Source organism: Pseudomonas sp. R1-18 (genome assembly GCF_051132095.1).
Classification (GTDB): domain Bacteria; phylum Pseudomonadota; class Gammaproteobacteria; order Pseudomonadales; family Pseudomonadaceae; genus Aquipseudomonas.
On sequence record NZ_CP071658.1, the window covers coordinates 1,495,254 to 1,513,181 of the forward strand.

The window sequence follows — 17,928 nt, forward strand, 5'->3', positions numbered from 1 at the left end:
CAGTGCGGTCGGGGATTTGCGCAGCGAACAACCATCTGGCCGCGCGAGCTGAATCAATCGATCTGATCCGTCAGGTTAGTCCTGACCAGCGCGCGAATGGTCGCCAGATGTTCCGCTTCTTGCTCCAGCGCCTGCTCGAAACTGCTGGCGATGTTCGGGTGTCCGGCCTCACGGGTCAACTCGATCAGCATTTCCCACGCGTCGTTGTCCTCCAGTTCGATGGTCAGAATGGCATTCAGGCATTGCGACACGCTGGTGCGTGGATCAGTCAGTACCTGCAGAACACCCAGCGATTTGACGCCGACAACGTCAGCGCAGGGCGTCATCGCAGTGGGATCGGCACCCAGCGTTTCAATGGCATCCCGGACCTTCAGCATATGGGCGTGTTCGTCCTGCTGAATCTTTCGCAAGGTATCCGCCAGCTCAGGGTCGCCGCCGGGCGCAGTGGACGCCTTGACCAGCATGGCTTCGTACAACCGCACGCCGGTGCGCTCGAACGCCAGCCGTTCGCCCAGTTTGTCGATCAGCACCTCCGGATTCTTGCCGCGCAGCTTGTCGATTGAACTCTTGATCATGCCTTTCACCGAGCCCGGAATGGGGACGGAACCCACCAGGTCGGCATCGAGCACCGCCTCCTGGCGCTCCTCGCTCAGTTGCGCGACGTCGCCTGGCACATCGGCCGGAAAGAGACGCGTGGCTTCGACCATGCGTTCAGTGTCTTCCGGCGACATCTGGGCACCGGTGCGGTTGAGACCGAGTTTCACTTCAGGACTGTTCATGATGATCTCCTCAGGCTTTGACGTTCAGTTCGGTACCGGGGCGCCAGACGTAACCGGCGGATGTGGCCATTGCCGGTACGCCTTCAGCGTTGAGCCCGGCCCTGTATTCAAGGGAGGCGGCGCTCTCTTGAGCCTTGTCCACATAATCAACGCCGTTGGCGCGCAGATCGACTTCCTTCGCCAGGGTTTCGCGGACGAAGTCGCGCTGGCTTTTGAACGCGATCATCTTGGGCAGCGGGCCGCCGAGGATCTCCACCGGGTCCCGGCGCTCGAACTGCTTGAACAACTCGCACGCCAGGTTCAGATGACCCAGTTCATAGTCGACGAAGCGTTCCCACATCGCCTTGATACGCGGGTTCTCTTCCTGCTCCGCGCAACTGGCGTAGGCATACACTTCCATGGCTTCGTGTATCAGCCATTTCTCCATGAAGCTTTCATCAGGGTCCTGCAGCGAGCCGTATTGAGTGACGTGCTGTTCTTCCACCGAGGCAATCTCGGCATAAAGCGCTCGGGCAACAGGGTCGGCGAAGAGCGGGCCCACGTTCATGTAATAGTCGTGAGTCTGGTATTCGGCACCGGTAATCAATGCAGCGTGGATCTTGGTAATCAGCGCCGCGTTGTCCTTCTGATAGCACTCGCGCAGGTCATCTTCCGGGGCTCGGTGATGCTCGCTGGTAGGCCGGCCCGGCACCAGGTCGGTATAGCCTTGCAGGATATTGTTGGGATCTTTGCCTTCAAGACGATCAAGCATGGCCGAGTAGCGGTACAGGTGGTCGAAATCTTCCAGCAGCCCGAATCGGTAAGTCTGCGCCTGATAGGGATCGGGCTCGTTCTGAGCGACGGCGGCAGTAACTTCGATGGCCGTCTGCTCATAGGCGATGGTGGTTTCCAGTGGTGAATGGTCGGCGGACAGCAGCCAGTTCACCATGGTCATTTGATGCTGCTCGGCGCGTCTGATCTGCGCCAGCGGTGCCTGAAGCGCTCGGTTGAAGCGCGATCCGAAATGCTTCAGGCGCAGCGCGTCCGATTCCACGCCATTCATGAGAATGACGCGGACGCGGGTAAACGCATCGTCATCGAGTTTGGAGATCGGCTTGCCGGCCATCTCCTTCCATGTGAATCGTTGTTTGTCGAGTGGGGTGCCCTTGTTATCGAGCAGATTGGACAGGCTCGTCATGGTCTTCTCCGTCATCGTGGCTGGTCGGGTGCATCAGGTTGTCCAATAGCGACTTCACAGCCGGGCCGAGGATTTCAGGCACCTGACGAATGGCCGCTTGCTCGCCCGGACGGCTGACGAGTGGTCGCAACCCTGACAGCGTCGACCAGCCAGCCCGACCCCGCCGGTTGCCTGACGTCTTGAACTTTCCGCAGCGGTTTTTTTCCCATGGTTGATGACCCCGGATCGCATGCGGTACCGCCGCGACCGACGAGGGCGGGCGGTATCTTTGAACAGGGAAACAGTGCAATGAACGTCTCAGCGAAAAAGCCGAAGAACACGTTGCGGCGCGCGGTGACCGGGCCGATGTTATTTCTCTTCATTCTGGGCGACGTGCTGGGAGCCGGCGTTTACGCGCTCGCGGGCACGATTGCCGGAGAGGTTGGCGGCGCAATCTGGGTGCCGTTGTTAATCGCGCTGTTTTTTGCCCTGCTTACTGCGGGGTCATATGCCGAGCTGGTGACAAAATACCCGCACGCGGGTGCCGCTGCGGTTTACGCCGGCAAGGCGTTCAAGTCGCCGCTGATCTCGTTTCTGGTCGGGTTCTGCATGCTGGCTGCCGGCGTAACCAGTGCCGCGGGCCTGTCGCTGGCGTTCGCCGGTGACTATCTGGCGGCTTTCGTCGATGTTCCGGCGCATGTGGCCGCACTGGCGTTTCTGGTGGTCATCGGGCTGCTCAACGCCAGAGGTATCAAGGAATCGCTGGGTGCGAATCTGGTGATGACGGTCATCGAGCTGACCGGTCTGGTTCTGGTAGTGATTGCCGCGGCGTGGTTTTTTGGAAGTGGGGAAGCCAGCCTTGCCCGCGCCCTGGAGTTCAAACCCGGCGTGAGTCCGGTAATCGCCGTGCTCGGCGCGGCGCTGATCGCCTTTTACTCGTTCGTAGGCTTTGAGACCTCCGCCAACCTGGCCGAAGAAATCCGTGACGTGCGCAAGGTCTATCCACGCGCGCTGTTCGGTGCGCTGCTTGTGGCAGGGGTCATCTACATGGCGGTGGGCGTCGCGGCGGCATCCGTGCTGCCGGTCGACAGTCTGGTTGCCTCCAGCGCACCGCTACTGGAAGTGGTTCGCGCCTCGGGCCTGGGAATTTCGCCACGCGTGTTTGCGTTCATTGCGTTGATTGCAGTGGCCAACGGCGCGCTGCTCACCATGATCATGGCCAGCCGTCTGACTTATGGGATGGCCTGCAAAGGCCTGCTCCCGGATGTTTTCAGTCACGTATTGCCCGGTCGCCGCACACCGTGGGTGGCGATTGTCGGCACGACTCTGGTCGCCATCGCGCTGACCCTGACCGGCACTCTTGCTGTACTGGCCGAAACCGTAGTGCTGTTGCTGCTGTTCGTATTTATCAGCACCAACCTGGCGGTGCTGGTGCTGCGCCGCGATCACGTCGAGGAGAAACACTTCCGCGTTCCGACCTGGGTGCCGGTGCTGGCGATCGTGTCATGCTTGATTCTGCTCAGTCAGCAGAGCCTGGAAACCTGGTTGCGCGCCGGTGCGCTGATTGCCGTTGGCGCGGTGCTGTATGGCTGTACGCGCCTGGGTAAGCCGGTTCCGGCTGTGCAGAGTTGATGCTGCTCAAGGTAAGAATGGCGAGTGAATGGTAGGGGCACAGCTGGCGGACGGCGCTGTGCTTGTTCATGAAGCCGTGTTCTCAAGCAGTGATTCCGCGTCGCCCGTCAACTAGCGGCGACGCGGTGTTCGACTCATCCTTTACTGTGATCCGGCGAGGTGGGCGCTTCTGCAACCCCGCGTGGACCGGCGATGCCCCAGATAACGGCGCCGACTATAGGCAAGGCCAGAATCAGTATTGCCCAGCCGGTCTTGGTGCCAGTGGTCTTGGTTGAACGCCAGACGCTGTTTATCAACCACACGTCCAGTGCCAGGATGATGATCGCCGCAGCGATCCAGAACCAGTTTGACGCTTCCATCGTTCACCTCCGTTTATATCAAACCGCCGGAATACCGCCGACCGGTTCGGTTACAGGCAGCGGGATAGAACTGCTGCCGGGCGTCAGGATGACCTTGCGGCAATCCTCTTCCTTCTTGTCGAAGAGCTTGTAGCCGGTCACCGCATCTTCCAGTGACAGCCGGTGCGTGATGATCGCTTCCGGCTCAAGGCGGCCAGCTTCGATGTGTTCAAGCAATTCGGGCAGGAAGCGGTGAACGTGGGTCTGGCCCATCTTGAAGGTCAGGCCTTTATCGAATGCATCACCAAACATGAAACCGTGGATGAAGCCGGCATATACGCCCGGCACACTCACCACGCCGCCACGGCGCACAGCCGCGATGCACTGGCGCAACGCTTTGCCGCTGCTGCCTTCGAGCTTGAGCGTGGCGAGAATGGTTTCGGTGGTGCTGCCCTTGGCTTCGAAGCCTACCGCGTCCACCACGCCATCCACGCCCCGCATGCCGGGTGTCTGGCGGATGATGGTATCGGCCGGGTCGTCATCCTCATCGAAGTTGATCGGGATCACGCCGTAGGTGCGTTGCGCGTAGGCCAGCCGGTAGGGATGATGGTCGACCATGAAAATACGTTCGGCGCCCAGCATTTTGGCGCAGGCGGCGCTCATCAGACCGACCGGCCCGGCGCCATAGATTGCAATGCTCGAACCTTTGCCGATGCCGGCATTGGTCACCGCTTGCCAGGCGGTCGGCAGGATATCAGTGAGAAACAGCACCTTCTCGTCCGCCAGCGTGCCTGGCACCTTGAACGGGCCGACGTTGGCTTTCGGGACGCGAACGTATTCAGCCTGACCACCCGGCACACCGCCGTACAAGTGGCTGAACCCGAACAACGCGGCGCCCGGCGGAATCGACTTTTTGTTCATGATCGCGCCACGACCGGTGTTGGTCGTTTCGCAGGCGGCATACAGATCCGCCTGGCAGAAGAAGCAACTGCCGCAGGCGATCACGAAGGGAATCACGACCCGGTCGCCGGGTTTGACTGCGGTCACCGCCGAACCTGCTTCTTCAACGATGCCCATGAACTCGTGGCCGAAAATGTCGCCATGTTCGACGGTCGGGATCTTGCCTCGATAGAGGTGCAAGTCCGAGCCGCAGATAGCGGTTGCGGTCACTCGCAGAATGATGTCGTCGGCTTCCTGAATCTCGGGGTCCGGCACGGTGTCGACTTTGACGTTATGCGCCCCGTGATAGGTCAGTGCTCTCATGTCCACTCCTCAGCCTTGCCAGATGTCTGGCCTGTCATCAGATGAACGATGCAAAAGCCGTAGGTTCAGCGATTTTTCAGACCGGTGGACTAACGGTCGCACGTTTTCTGAGGCCGCCGGGTCTGGCGCAGAGCCATGCACGCTGTTCGTCGGTTTCCCGAAGGCCGCTTTGAACGGTCGCCAGGCGGCCCAGTCGATCCACTACGGGTGAGCGGTCGGGCTGTACGCCCGCATTCGAATTACAACCCACTCTGAATGAGGTTTCCGATGAGCAAGAAATCAGGCAGAACGACCATAGACGACCTGTTCATTCATGAGCTTTCCGATATCTACAGCGCTGAAAAACAACTGACCAAAGCGCTTCCGCGCATGGCAAGAGCGTCGACCAATCCGGTGCTGGCCGAAGCGTTCGAGTTCCACGCCGAAGAAACCCGCGGCCAGATCGAGCGCATCGACGAGCTGGTCGAGCAGTCCGAGCTCAAGCTCAAGAGGATGAAGTGCATTGCAATGGAAGGCCTGATCGAGGAGTTCAAGGAGCTACTCGAAGAAATCGAGAAAGGTCCGGTACTGGACGCCGGTCTGATCGCGGCGTGTCAGAAGATCGAGCATTATGAAATCGCCGGGTACGGCACGTTGGTGGCCATGGCCAAGCACTTGGGGATGGACGATGCGGCTGGCCTGCTGGCCGAAACCCTGGCGGAAGAAAAGACGGCTGATGAAAAACTTACCACCATCGCGGAGCAGGGTGGCAATCAGGCCGCGACCATGATCGACGAAGACGAGCAATAGGCAATAGGCAATAGATCAAGAGGAATAGACCGAGCAACGGAAAATCGGGCAGTAACCCGATACTCAGGCGTGAGCCGTATGGCAGTCGGTTCGCGCCCGACCGGTCTCAACTTTTGAACGCTGCCATGTCCTGTAGCAGCATGCTCATCAATCGATTGGCGCCCACGCTCAACTGACGACCCAGGCGGCTGATTAGGTGCGTCTGCGGGGTGCTGAACACCTCGCTCTTCAAGGGTAACGCCAGCAGTTTTCCCGCCTTGAGCTCTTCTTCCACCACGAAAGTCGGCAACAGCGTGATGCCGCCCTGCATGGCGAAATGCTTGAGCATGGCAAAGGTGCTGCAGGTCAGCACAGGCCTGACCGAGATGCCTGCCTGATGCTCGGCCTCCAGCAGAATCTGCCTGATGCCATAGGACACCGCTGGCAGGGCCAGTTGATAGCGATCCAGATTTCCGAGCTCGACAGGTCCTGGCTCTTTTGCCAGCGGATGGTCCGGGCCGGTCACCACGCACACCGGCTGGCGCTGATGGGCGTGGGAGCGGATCTTCGGATCGGCCGCCGGATTGAACACCAGCCCGATATGCGCCTCGTCCTCAACGACCTGACGAATCACTTCGTTGCTGCCGCAGACATTCACCGTCAATTCGATCCGTGGATACAACATGGAGAATCTGGCGAGCGGCTGGGCAAGGCTTTCAAGAAACCCTTCGCCGGAAACCAGGGTTACCGAGCCGCTGTGCAAGCCGCGCAACGACTGGATCGAATCGAGCAAAACCTCTTGCTGAGCAAGCCGCTGGCGGTAGTACGCCAGCACCTTGTCGCCCGCCTCAGTGGGCTTCACCCCGCGCCGATGTCGCTCCAGCAGCGGCGAGCCGAGTTCCTGTTCCAGCTGCGCGATCTGCCGGCTCACCGCCGACGGCGCCACGTTCAGAAAGTCCGCCGCAGCGCGCACGCTGCCCAGGCGCACTGCCTCGTAGAAATAGAGAATGCGACGATCTTGTACCAGGCTCATGGCTGTCCTGTGTTGCGATAAAGGCAACGGAAATTCAATTTTCGGATTATTGCTGAGGGGGGAGAGCGCTGTCCATACTCGGTCCAACAGCCTGAGGCAGGCGTGTCACAGACCTTTGACCGGAATACACAAGATGAATCTGAAAGTAGGCGTGATCGGATTGGGCAACATGGGCGGCGGCATGGCGGCGACCCTGGCGGGCAAGGGCTTTGACGTCAGCGGCTTTGACCTTTCCGAAGCGGCGCTGACCCAGGCGCAAAGCAAGGGCGTCAAACCTGTCGCCGACCGTGCGCAGTTGATCCAGAGCGTCGACCTGCTGATTCTCTCGCTGCCCAAGGCTGAACACGTCGAAGCCGTGTGCCTGGGCGAAGGCGGCATCAGCGATCTGGGCCGCAAAGGCCTGGTGGTGATCGACACCACGACCTCAACCCCGGAAATGAGCCGCCTGGTCGCGGCGCAGCTGCTCAAGACCGGCGTCGCGTTCATCGACGCGCCGGTCTCCGGTGGCCCGAAAGGCGCGGCAACCGGCACCATGTCGATGGTGATCGGCGCCGAAGATGCAGACCTTGCATGCGTCATGCCCGTTCTCGAAGCCATGAGTGGCACCCGCGTGCATGTCGGTCGCTGCGGTGCCGGCAACGTCGCCAAGATCGCCAACAATATGCTCGCCGCCTGCCACCTGATCAGTACCGCCGAAGCGGTCGCCATGGCTGCAAAGGCCGGTGTCGATCCGGCAAAACTCCTGGAAGGGCTCAACGCCGGTTCCGGTCGTAGCGGCGCCACTCAAGTGATGTTTCCGACCTGGGTGCTGAATAAAGCCTACGACTCGGGCTTCACCATGGGCCTGATGCGCAAGGACGTCGGTCTGGCCAGCGACCTTGCGGACAGTCTGGACATGGACCTGCCGCTGTCGCGCGTCGTGGCCCAGTTGTGGCAAGCCAGCGCCCACACCCTGGGTGACAACGAAGACTTCTGCGCAATCGTGCAGCGCACCGATGCCAGCCTTTACGGCCGTGGAGAATAAGCGATGAGCACCGCAAACATTCTTGAACTGATGCGCCCTTACTGGGGCGACCGCAATGTGGTTGCCAGCTACATCGGCGGCGAATTCGTCGAAGGCCACGGCGCGCCGGTGGAAGTGCGCAACGCCCATGACGACACTGTGCTGCTGAGCTACCCCGATGCCGACGACTCGCTTGTGGAACTGGCCGACCATGCCGCCAGGACCGCACAACGCCAGTGGTGGGCTCTGACCGCTCAGGCTCGTGGCCGCGCCATGTATCAGGTGGGCAGCCTGATTCGCGAAGAACTGGAGAACCTGGCGCAGATCGAATCGCTGACCGCCAACAAACCGATTCGCGACGCGCGGGTAGAAGTGCTCAAGGTCGCGGAAATGTTCGAGTACTACGCCGGCTGGGCGGACAAGCTGCACGGCGAGATCATTCCGGTGCCGACCAGTCATCTGAACTACGTCACGTACGAACCGCTCGGCACTGTGCTGCAGATCACGCCGTGGAACGCACCGATCTTTACCTGCGGCTGGCAGATTGCGCCGGCCATCGCGGCGGGTAATGCGGTGATCCTCAAGCCTTCCGAGCTGACGCCGCTCAGTTCGCTGATGGTCGGCGTACTGATCGAGCGGGCCGGTATTCCCAAGGGCCTGGTGAACGTGGTCGCCGGTTTCGGCCGCAGCATTGGTCAGGCCTTTATCGCTAGAGCCGACATCCGCAAAGTGGTGTTCGTCGGCTCGCCCGCGACCGGGCGGCATATCGCCGTCGCCGCGGCGCAGCGCTGCATTCCGGCGGTGCTGGAGCTGGGCGGCAAGTCGGCCAACATCGTGTTCGAGGACGCGGATCTAGAGGTCGCACTGCGCGGCGCTCAGGCTGCAATCTTTTCCGGTTCGGGCCAGAGCTGCGTATCCGGCTCGCGGCTGCTGGTACAGGAATCGATCTTCGAAAAATTCACCAAGGCGCTGGCGGCTGCCGCGACCCGGTTCAAGGTCGGCAACCCGAGCGACCCGGAAACCCAGATCGGCCCGATCAACAACGCCAAGCAGTACAACCATGTGAAAACCATGGTCGAAGGCGCATTGAAGGAGGGCGCGAAACTGGTGGGCGAACACGCCGAGCCGATCCCGAACACGTCAGGTTACTACGTCAACCCGACCGTGCTGGCTGGCCACAACGCACTTTACTGCGCTCAGGAAGAAATCTTCGGGCCGGTGGTGGTGGCGATTCCATTCAGAGACGAAGAAGACGCGATCCGCATCGCCAACGACAGCCGTTTCGGTCTGGCCGGTGGGGTCTGGACCCGTGACGTCGGTCGCGCCCATCGCGTGGCGAAACAGGTGCGGGCCGGGACTTTCTGGGTCAACGGCTACAAGACCATCCACGTCAGCTCGCCATTTGGCGGTTACGGCGAGAGCGGCTATGGTCGTTCCTCGGGCCTCGACGCGTTGCGCGAATACAGCGAGGTGAAAAGCGTCTGGGTAGAAACCGCCGCCAAGCCGGCAGCCAGTTTTGGCTACGGCGCGAGCCTGGAGTAAGCGACATGACGATTTCCCATACATTGATCGAAGACGCCACCTGCTGGCGCCGCACGCTTCATGCGGCGCCGGAGCTGGGGTTTCAGGAACAGCAGACGTCCGAAAAAGTGGCCAGGCTGCTGGAAAGCTTCGGTATCGAAGTCCATCGCGGCCTTGGCGGCACCGGAGTGGTGGGCACGCTACGCACCGGCGACGGCCCGGTGATCGGCATTCGCGCGGATATGGACGCCTTGCCGATCCAGGAGCTGGGCGACAGCCCGCACAAATCCGCGCACAAGGGCTGCATGCATGCCTGCGGGCATGACGGCCATACGGCGATTCTGCTGGCTACCGCTCGGCACCTGGCCGAGACGCGGCGCTTTCTCGGCACGGTGCATTTCGTCTTTCAGCCTGCCGAGGAAAACCTCGGTGGCGCGCAGCGGATGATCGAAGACGGTCTGTTCAAGCTGTTCCCGATGGAGGCGATCTACGGCCTGCATAACTGGCCGGGCGTCCCGGCCGGGCAGGTGGTGATCAATCCGGGGCCAATGATGGCCTCGCTGGACACTTTCGAGATCACCTTGACCGGCAAGGGCAGCCACGCCGCCATGCCGGACCGGGGCTTCGACCCGATTGTCGCGGGTGCCGAGCTGGTGCTGGGCCTGCAGACCATTGTCTCGCGGCGTCTCTCCCCGCTGGATTCGGCGGTGGTCAGCGTCACCCAGTTCAATGCCGGGGAGGCCATCAATGTGCTCCCGGAAACGGCCGTGTTGCGCGGCACCGTGCGTTGCCTGCAAACGCCGGTGCGGGCCAGGGTGCAGCAACTGATTGGCGAGTTTGTCGAGCGTCTGCCGACGGCGTTCGCTGTGCGTGGTGAGTTGGTCTATAACGTGGGCTACCCAGTCACCGAAAACCACGTCGAGGCGGCTGGCACCATTCGCCGTGCCGCGGTCGCGGCGGTTGGCGAGGCCAATGTGCAATGGGGCTGCAACCCGTCGATGGCGTCCGAAGATTTCGCCTTCATGCTGCATGCCTGTCCGGGCGCCTACATCTGGATGGGCGTCGACGGCGAAAACCCCTCGGCCCCGCTGCACAACCCGTACTACGACTTCAACGACCAGGTGATCGAACCTGGCGTCAAAGTGTGGACGTCATTGGTGGAGCAGTGTCTGCCATTGGCGTGACGGGGCGGCGCTTGTTTCAACTGTAGGAGCGCGCTTGCCCGCGACGGCGTAGTGCCGGTGGACAGATCTGTTGCTGACGAAATGCACTCGCGGGCAAGCGCGCTCCTACGAACGAAGGGGCGCAATATCAACATTCGATGAATTTCACCGCCAGCCCACCCCGTGACGTCTCCTTGTACTTGTCGTGCATATCCGCGCCGGTGTCGCGCATGGTGCGGATGGCGTGGTCCAGAGAAATGAAGTGCTCGCCGTCGCCGCGCAGTGCCATCTGGGCGGCATTGATCGCTTTAACGGCGGCAATCGCGTTGCGCTCGATGCACGGCACTTGAACCAGCCCGCCCACGGGGTCGCAGGTCAGGCCGAGGTTGTGTTCCAGACCGATTTCCGCTGCGTTCTCCACCTGCTCGGGCGTGGCACCGAGAATTTCCGCGAGGCCCGCCGCCGCCATGGCACAGGCCGAGCCGACTTCACCCTGACAGCCGACTTCCGCGCCGGAAATCGACGCATTCTTCTTGCACAGGATGCCCACCGCCGCCGCACTCAAAAAGAACCGCACCACGTCGTCGTCATTGGCCGCCGGGTTGAATTTCATGAAGTAATGCAACACCGCCGGCACGATGCCCGCCGCGCCGTTGGTGGGCGCGGTGACCATGCGGCCACCGGCGGCGTTTTCTTCGTTGACGGCCAGAGCAAACAGGTTGACCCACTCCATCGCGCTCAGCGTCGAACCAATGACGTTGGGGTTGTCGAGGTTCTGCAGGCTCTGATGCAGACGGTAGGCCCGACGGCGCACGTTCAGCCCGCCCGGCAAGATGCCGGTTTCAGTCAGGCCCTTGGCAACGCAGGCGCGCATGGCTTCCCAGATCACCAGAATCTTCTCGCGGATTTCCGCTTCGCTGCGCCAGGCCTTTTCGTTGGCCATCATCAGTTTGGAAATGCTCAACCCATGGGCCTTGCACAGTCGCAGCAATTGAGCGCCGCTGGAAAATTCGTACGGCAACACGGTGGCGTCATTGTCCAGTACACCGCTGGCGGCCTGGGCGGCGTCAACTACGAAACCGCCGCCGACCGAATAATAGGTCTGTTCGAAAAGCTCGCCGGATTGGCCATAGGCGCACAGCGTCATGCCGTTGGGGTGCCAGGGCAGGCTCTCGTTGAGTAAGCACATGTCCCGGTCCCAGACGAAATTGATCGCATGCTCACCGCCCAGCATCAGGCGACCGTCAGCCAGCAACGCGTCGATGCGCGGGTTCACTTGAGCGGGGTCGATCCGGTCCGGCCATTCGCCCATCAGGCCCATGACGGTCGCCCGGTCGCTGCCGTGGCCGATGCCGGTCGCCGAAAGAGAACCGTACAATCGCACCTCGATCCGTTCTACGCTATGCAACCGGTTCCGGTCGCGCAGCTCGGCCACGAACAGCACGCCGGCCCGCATCGGTCCGACGGTATGTGAACTGGACGGCCCGATGCCGATTTTGAACATGTCGAAGACGCTGATGGCCATCACGGAGGTCCTTCAAGTGAGATGATGCAGGGGAGCTGTAACTCCTTCTTTCTGGCCCTAATATTTGGCTCGCGCCAGGCAAACGACAAACGATTGTTCCTATGCAACGCTTTAGCGGAACTCCTCAATGAGCAGAATCTTCAACGCCCAGATGCATGCCTGGCTTCAGGTATTCGCCTGCGCGGCCCGACATTTGTCCTTCACCCGATGCGCCGAAGAGCTGCATGTCACGCCCGGTGCCATCAGCCAGCAGATGCGCCAGCTGGAAGAGCGCCTGGGGTTCGCGCTGTTTCACCGGGTCGGGCGCGGGCTTGAGCTCACCGCCGAAGGCCAGCGGCTGGCGCTGGTCGCCAATGAAGTGCAAAGCCGCATCAGTGACGAACTGCGTCTGCTGTATTCAGGCCGGATCGGCGGCGTGTTCAAGCTGCGCTGCATTCCGTCGTTCCTCGGCAAGTGGCTGATGCCACGCCTGCCGCGTTTGCAGGAAGCGTTTCCGGATATCCAGCTGCGCATCATTGCCGAGGACAGCAGCGGCTCGTTGCGCGATGACGACTTCGATCTGGCTATTGACCTGAACGATGGCAGTTATCCGGGGCTGATGACCACCTCGCTGCTGGAGGAAGAGCTGTTCCCGGTCTGCTCGCCACGCTTGCTGGAAGGTCGGCCGCCGCTGGATACGCCGAGTCAGCTGGTGCATTTTCCGTTGCTGCACGACATCACCGCCTGGCGTGGCAGCTACGAGTACGCGGAGTGGGAGTTTTACCTGGCCGCTATCGGTGCTGCCGGCATCGACGTGCGCCGGGGACACACCTTCAATCGCAACCATCTGACCATCGACGCGGCGCGCATGGGCATGGGCGTCGCCATTGCCCGCAAGGCGCTGATCACCGACGAGCTTGAGCAAGGCTCGCTGATCGTGCCGTTCGGCTACCCGATCAAGGCCAAGAAGAAGTACGTGCTGGCGTATCGTGAAGGTGCACTGAGCACGCCTTCAAGGCGCGCCGTGCATGACTGGCTGGTGATCATGGCGCAGGAGGGCGCTTGACCAGCGACGTTGCTGCCGCTACGCGCCAGATCGCCAGCAAGCTGGCTCCTACAATACCGCGGCGCACTGCAGTACTCTGTAGGAGCCAGCTTGCTGTGGGCGGCAATCCGACGATCTGGCGCAGAGCGGCAGCAAAACCTCAAAACCCCGTCCCTGCCTTAGTGAAACGCCTCGGCAATCAGCACCGCGCCAATGAACGTCCCCAGGTTCGCCAGGAATGACACCAGCACAATCCGCCAGCCCAGGCGGCGGAAGGCCGGAAGGTCCTTGGCGATGGACAGGCCGGCGAATGCCAGCATCGGGGTGATGACCGCCAGCATGTTGATCGAATTGGTCAGCCGGGTGATTTCCGCTGCGAACGGGCAGGCGGGCGAGGTCAGGAACATCGCCACCAGCGAGACCATGCACACGGCGGGAATCTTGCGACGCAGCAGGGTACACAGCGCTTCACCGGCAAACGCGCAGAAGATCATGATTGCCATGCCGGTAAAGGCATCCGCCGACAGGGTCTTGTAACCGACATAGTTGGCGATCAGCGCCAGGGCGCCCGCCGCGATCCAGGCGCTGGCCTTGCCCGCCCAGCCGAGTTCCGGCACTTCAAGGGAAACGTCCTTGTGGCTGATTTCCTCGGTGCCTATCGACGCCTTGGTCGTGCGGCCGATCAGCGGCTCCAGCACGCGATATCCCCAGACCGCCAGCGGCAGCGAGATGAACAATGTGAAGTAGGTACCGATGGTGGTGGTGATCAGGTTCGAAGCGGCGGCCAGGGTCATGACTTCCTTGGCGACCTCCGGCGTCTGCTGTGCGGCAATGGCACCTGCGGCCGCGGCCATCATGCTGCCCGAACCAATGCCCGAACCCATCGCCAGCGAGTTGGGATGGAAGATACCCAGGCTGGTGATGAAGCCGGCGACGATGGCAATGAACAAGGCGCCAAACAGCGTGCCTGTCAGGTATTCGGCCAACACGCCGCGGCCTTCGGGAGAATCCATGCCGTAGCGCTCGCCGATGATCGCCAGGCTCGGTTCGCGTCCGACCGAGAAGGTGGCGCCGATGGCTTCACGCTTGATGCCCAGCATCAAGGCAACCGGCAAGCCGAGAATCACGGTGCCCACAAAATGCCCGAACTCTTGGAACATCAGCGCCCAGCCGGAAGCGAACACCACCGGCAACGAACCACCGACCACCAGCCCGAGCTTGGCGATGAAGATCAACAGCGCGGGCTGCAGAATCGATGCCGAGCGTAATTGAGTGCGCTGGTCGATGCCGATGGCGCCTGGCAGACGCTTGCTGGCAATGCCTATCATCGCACCCAGCAGCAATGCCCAGACCATGGGCAGCAGCACCACTTTGCCCGGCCCCAGCGGAATGCTGATCGCGCCTATCATTTCCGCGAGGATCAGAATGACCGCCGCCCAGATGTACAGTTTTACGGTCGAAGAGACCGCTCGTGTATCGCCTGCCACGGTCGCGGGTGAGTAGTGCATGTCGATCCCCTTGCCTGCTGAATGACCTTTCGGTCTGTTCAATCGTTGTTGTGTTTTTCAGGTGAGCGCGATGAAGCACTCAGGGCAGCTTGGATGTGTTGGCTGTGTTGTTTTTATCGGCGTGTGAATGTCTTCGCCAAGGCTGCTTCGAGCCTTTTCGGCGAACGTTAAAGGCCTGTATTCACGGGCTTGGCCCAGGAAAAACAGCCTGTCCGGATTTCACGTGCAATCGCAGTATGCATACCGGCAGGTCGCACACCAATATTGCGAATTTTGTTTATCGTTGCGTTTTTGAGAACACAGAAAGGGCCGTTGACGGGATGTGTACAGACAATTTCTTTGGGCATAACGGGCTAAATGTGGGAGGCAGCTTGCTGGCGACGAGGTTAACGGCGATATAGCGGATGTGCCTGTACTGACGTCGTCGCCAGCAAGCTGCCTCCCACAATGCTCCCTCCCACAAAGTGCTCCCTACAGCAAAGGCGAACCCAACCCCAGCGCCCTGGCGCACTCGACAACGGAGCGTTGCTGAGTTTCGGCATATAGCCCCAGCTCATTGATGGTCGACCGACCGAGGGCGCGCTCGAAGTCCTGCTGATTCGATTGGACCGCGTACTGCGACTGCGCATCATCGCCCAGGTTGGACTGGAAGATCCCCGCCGCGCTGACCGGCAGAAAGTCCTCATAAACCAGCGGCTCGACCCGCACGTGTCCGGCTTCGATCAGTTGTTCCAGATTCGCGCTCAGTCGTCCGCGCGCCGCCAGGCCTTGTTCGGTGGCGAAATAGCGGAAGAACGCCAGACCTTGCCGACGCATTTGGTCATGGCTGTCGGGGAACGCCTGGAACGCCTGCTCCAGCAACTGTGCGTAACGGACCGCGTTGGCTTCATTGGGGAATTCCCCCAGCGCATCGCGGGCACTGTTCAGCAGTTGGTCATAGAGCTCGCGACCCTTGGCCGTCAGCGCGGCGCCACGCTGCTCGATCTCACCGAAACGTGCCGAGTGACTCCCGGACTGGTGACCGGACTGGTGACCGGACTCGCCAATAAAGGTGATCGGCTCCTGCAGCGCCTTGAAACTGGTCTGACGCAGCAGGATCGCGCAGTTGCGCCGCGGCGGGCCTTCGACCACTGCCTTGGGTGTGATGCCCCTGTCGGGCATTTGCGCCTGAACCTGGTCGATGTCCAGCGTTCGTGGCGTCAGGTGGTTGATGTGCGGGCCTTTGAACGCCACCACATCGGCGATCAGTCGATGCTGAGCGCTGAGCTGTTGGTACTCGTCCAGCGAGACGGTCGCCGTGCTGTGCCAGCGAAAGGTTTCCAGCGCCTGCTCGATGAAGTCGGTGGCATCGGCCTGGTCAAGGCCGCCGTCGGCTTCATGCTTTTCAATCAGCTCAATGGCACGTGGGGTGAAAATCGTGCGCTTGTTCAATACCCAGGCGGCGAACTCGCGCAGGCTGTCGCTTTCGATCAATTCAAGACGCAGCAGCGAGGTGAAGACCCGAAACGGGCTGACTTGCAGTGACTGCTCATGCACAGCGCGAAAGGCTGTCGAATGTACCGGCACGCCGGCAGGCGTCAGGTCGTAATAACCGACCGGCTCCATGCCCATGACTGCGAACAGGCGGGCGAGGGTGGCCAGCTCCAACGCGGTCCCGACCCGGATCGCGCCGTGGCGCTCCATGTCCAGGCGCTGGATCTCCCCGGTCCGGGTGAGGCTATCGCGCATCTGATCGTCATGGGTCATGACGCTGTCATTGACCTCGGCCACCAGCTCCATCAGCGTTCCGTAGAGCGGCACTTCCTGTTGATACATTTGTGACATGGCGCGGGAGAATCCGGCGCGTATTTCGTCTCGGTCGGCGAATCGTTCTGCATTCATCTGGATGTTTCTCCGCACAGATTCCGGTCGGTTCGGTTGGCTTCGGGTTCAGTTCAGCGTTGCCAGGCAGCGCTCGAAGATATCCAGCCCTTCGTTGAGGATTTCCGGTTCGATGGTCAATGGAATCAGCAGACGCACGATGTGCCGCGATTTGCCGCTGGGCATCAGCAGCAAGCCGGCATCACGCGCCGAGGCCAGCAACCGGGCAAGCTGCTGTGGGGCAGGCCTGCCTTGCGGATCGGCCAGCTCGATGCCACGCATGCAGCCAACGCCGGTCAACCTGCCCAGCCAGGGCGAGAGTCCGCTCTGCTTCCAGCGGTGGTAGCGCGAGACGATGGCGTTTTCCTGCAGCTCGCTCCACGACGACAGGTTTGCATCCGTCATCTGTGCCAGCGAGGCCTGCCCTGCCGCACAGGCGATTGGATTGCCCGAATACGTCCCTCCCAATCCGCCCTTGGGCAAGGTGTCGAGCAGCGCCTTGCGCCCGACCACCGCGCCCAGTGGAATACCGCCGGCGATGCTCTTGCCGAGCAGAATCAGATCCGGTTCGATGCCCAGGCGGCTGAACGCAAAGCGTGCGCCGCTGCGTCCGAAGCCGGACTGGATTTCATCCGCGACCAGCACGATGCCGTGCGTATCGCAGAACGCCCTCAAGGCTTCGGCGAAATCGGGTTCCATGGCAAGAAACCCACCCTCGCCTTGGATGGGCTCGAAGATGATGCACGCCACGTCATTGACATCGATCTCCACGCTGAACAGCCGTTCGAGGGCATCGAGCGCCTGTTCAGTGGTGACGCCGGTGTCCGGGGCCGGGTAGGGGATGTGGAAGACCGGGCCGGGCAGCACGCCGACTTTGTGCTTGTAAGGCGCGACCTTGCCGTTGAGGCTTAGCGTCGCCAGCGTCCGCCCGTGGAAGCCGCCATCGAAAGCGATCACGCCGGTGCGCCCGGTGGCGGCACGAACGATTTTCAACGCGTTTTCCGCGGCCTCGGCACCGCAGTTGGTCAGCATACCGCTCACCGGATAGCTGACCGGGATAAAACGCGCCAACTGTTCCATGAACTGAATGTAAGGTGCGTGCGGCGTGGCGTTGAAACAGTAGTGGGTCAATTTCCCGGCCTGTTCACGGATCGCCTCGACGATCTGCGGGTTGCAGTGGCCAAGGTTCAGAACCCCGATCCCGCCGACGAAATCGATGTAGCGTTTGCCATCGGTGTCCCAGACTTCAGCATTGCTGCCGTGGGACAAGGTGATCGGATGCACGCTTGAGATGGACTCGCTGATCGCCTCCCGATTCATCGGCAACTCTCCGGCAACCTGACGCGGCGCGGCAT

The 17,928-nt window shown here is 61.4% G+C and carries 15 protein-coding genes; 6 read left to right on the forward strand and 9 right to left on the reverse strand.

Going from position 1 to position 17,928, the window contains the following annotated elements:
• Nucleotides 1-53 precede the first annotated feature (53 nt).
• Together J3P77_RS07020 and J3P77_RS07025 are read right to left on the reverse strand one after the other, a co-directional pair.
• Nucleotides 54-779, reverse strand: a complete 726-nt coding sequence (locus J3P77_RS07020; RefSeq protein ID WP_434680625.1) for a ferritin-like domain-containing protein — start codon at nt 777-779, stop codon at nt 54-56.
• A 10-nt stretch (nt 780-789) separates the two neighbouring features.
• Nucleotides 790-1,956 (reverse strand): hypothetical protein, encoded by a 1,167-nt coding sequence (locus tag J3P77_RS07025; RefSeq protein WP_434680627.1) that lies wholly within the window; start codon nt 1,954-1,956, stop codon nt 790-792.
• A gap of 288 nt (nt 1,957-2,244) precedes the next feature.
• Between J3P77_RS07025 and J3P77_RS07030 the strand changes: the two genes are divergently transcribed.
• Nucleotides 2,245-3,567 carry an APC family permease gene (locus J3P77_RS07030; protein WP_434680628.1) on the forward strand — a complete coding sequence of 441 codons (1,323 nt, stop codon included), beginning with the start codon at nt 2,245-2,247 and terminating at the stop codon, nt 3,565-3,567.
• Nucleotides 3,568-3,701: 134 nt separating this feature from the next.
• On the opposite strand, the gene J3P77_RS07035 is transcribed toward J3P77_RS07030, so the two are convergent.
• Both J3P77_RS07035 and J3P77_RS07040 read right to left on the reverse strand, forming a co-directional pair.
• Nucleotides 3,702-3,926: a hypothetical protein gene (locus J3P77_RS07035; RefSeq protein WP_434680630.1), complete on the reverse strand. Its 225-nt coding sequence runs from the start codon at nt 3,924-3,926 to the stop codon at nt 3,702-3,704.
• 18 nt (nt 3,927-3,944) lie between these two features.
• On the reverse strand, nt 3,945-5,168 hold the full coding sequence (locus J3P77_RS07040) for a zinc-dependent alcohol dehydrogenase (protein ID WP_434680632.1): 1,224 nt from the start codon (nt 5,166-5,168) through the stop codon (nt 3,945-3,947).
• Nucleotides 5,169-5,435: 267 nt separating this feature from the next.
• Between J3P77_RS07040 and J3P77_RS07045 the strand changes: the two genes are divergently transcribed.
• Entirely contained in the window at nt 5,436-5,957 is a 522-nt protein-coding gene (locus J3P77_RS07045; protein ID WP_434680634.1) for a ferritin-like domain-containing protein, read from the forward strand.
• A gap of 106 nt (nt 5,958-6,063) precedes the next feature.
• Here the strand turns inward: J3P77_RS07045 and J3P77_RS07050 are convergent, their stop codons facing one another.
• Nucleotides 6,064-6,969 carry a LysR family transcriptional regulator gene (locus J3P77_RS07050; RefSeq protein ID WP_434680635.1) on the reverse strand — a complete coding sequence of 302 codons (906 nt, stop codon included), beginning with the start codon at nt 6,967-6,969 and terminating at the stop codon, nt 6,064-6,066.
• A 133-nt stretch (nt 6,970-7,102) separates the two neighbouring features.
• On the opposite strand from J3P77_RS07050, the gene J3P77_RS07055 reads away from it, so the two are divergent.
• The 3 genes from J3P77_RS07055 to J3P77_RS07065 are packed head-to-tail and all read left to right on the forward strand — an operon-like array spanning nt 7,103 to nt 10,677.
• Nucleotides 7,103-7,993, forward strand: a complete 891-nt coding sequence (locus J3P77_RS07055; RefSeq protein WP_434680636.1) for an NAD(P)-dependent oxidoreductase — start codon at nt 7,103-7,105, stop codon at nt 7,991-7,993.
• 3 nt (nt 7,994-7,996) lie between these two features.
• Nucleotides 7,997-9,514 carry an aldehyde dehydrogenase family protein gene (locus J3P77_RS07060; protein ID WP_434680639.1) on the forward strand — a complete coding sequence of 506 codons (1,518 nt, stop codon included), beginning with the start codon at nt 7,997-7,999 and terminating at the stop codon, nt 9,512-9,514.
• 5 nt (nt 9,515-9,519) lie between these two features.
• Nucleotides 9,520-10,677 carry a M20 aminoacylase family protein gene (locus tag J3P77_RS07065; protein WP_434680640.1) on the forward strand — a complete coding sequence of 386 codons (1,158 nt, stop codon included), beginning with the start codon at nt 9,520-9,522 and terminating at the stop codon, nt 10,675-10,677.
• Nucleotides 10,678-10,804: 127 nt separating this feature from the next.
• Here J3P77_RS07065 and J3P77_RS07070 read toward each other — a convergent pair whose 3' ends face one another.
• A complete protein-coding gene (locus J3P77_RS07070) occupies nt 10,805-12,181 on the reverse strand; it encodes an L-serine ammonia-lyase (protein WP_434680641.1) in 1,377 nt (458 codons plus the stop codon).
• A gap of 127 nt (nt 12,182-12,308) precedes the next feature.
• Between J3P77_RS07070 and J3P77_RS07075 the strand changes: the two genes are divergently transcribed.
• The gene (locus J3P77_RS07075; RefSeq protein ID WP_434680643.1) at nt 12,309-13,226 is read left to right on the forward strand and encodes a LysR substrate-binding domain-containing protein; all 918 of its coding nucleotides are present in this window, start codon (nt 12,309-12,311) and stop codon (nt 13,224-13,226) included.
• Nucleotides 13,227-13,384: 158 nt separating this feature from the next.
• On the opposite strand, the gene J3P77_RS07080 is transcribed toward J3P77_RS07075, so the two are convergent.
• From J3P77_RS07080 to J3P77_RS07090, 3 genes are all read right to left on the reverse strand, one after another.
• Nucleotides 13,385-14,713, reverse strand: coding sequence for a DUF3100 domain-containing protein (locus tag J3P77_RS07080; protein ID WP_434680644.1), 1,329 nt, complete (start codon nt 14,711-14,713; stop codon nt 13,385-13,387).
• Nucleotides 14,714-15,184: 471 nt separating this feature from the next.
• Nucleotides 15,185-16,594 carry a 2-oxoadipate dioxygenase/decarboxylase HglS gene (hglS, locus tag J3P77_RS07085; RefSeq protein ID WP_434680646.1) on the reverse strand — a complete coding sequence of 470 codons (1,410 nt, stop codon included), beginning with the start codon at nt 16,592-16,594 and terminating at the stop codon, nt 15,185-15,187.
• 48 nt (nt 16,595-16,642) lie between these two features.
• Nucleotides 16,643-17,893: a 2-aminoadipate transaminase gene (locus J3P77_RS07090; protein WP_434680648.1), complete on the reverse strand. Its 1,251-nt coding sequence runs from the start codon at nt 17,891-17,893 to the stop codon at nt 16,643-16,645.
• Between the last annotated feature and the right edge of the window lie 35 nt (nt 17,894-17,928).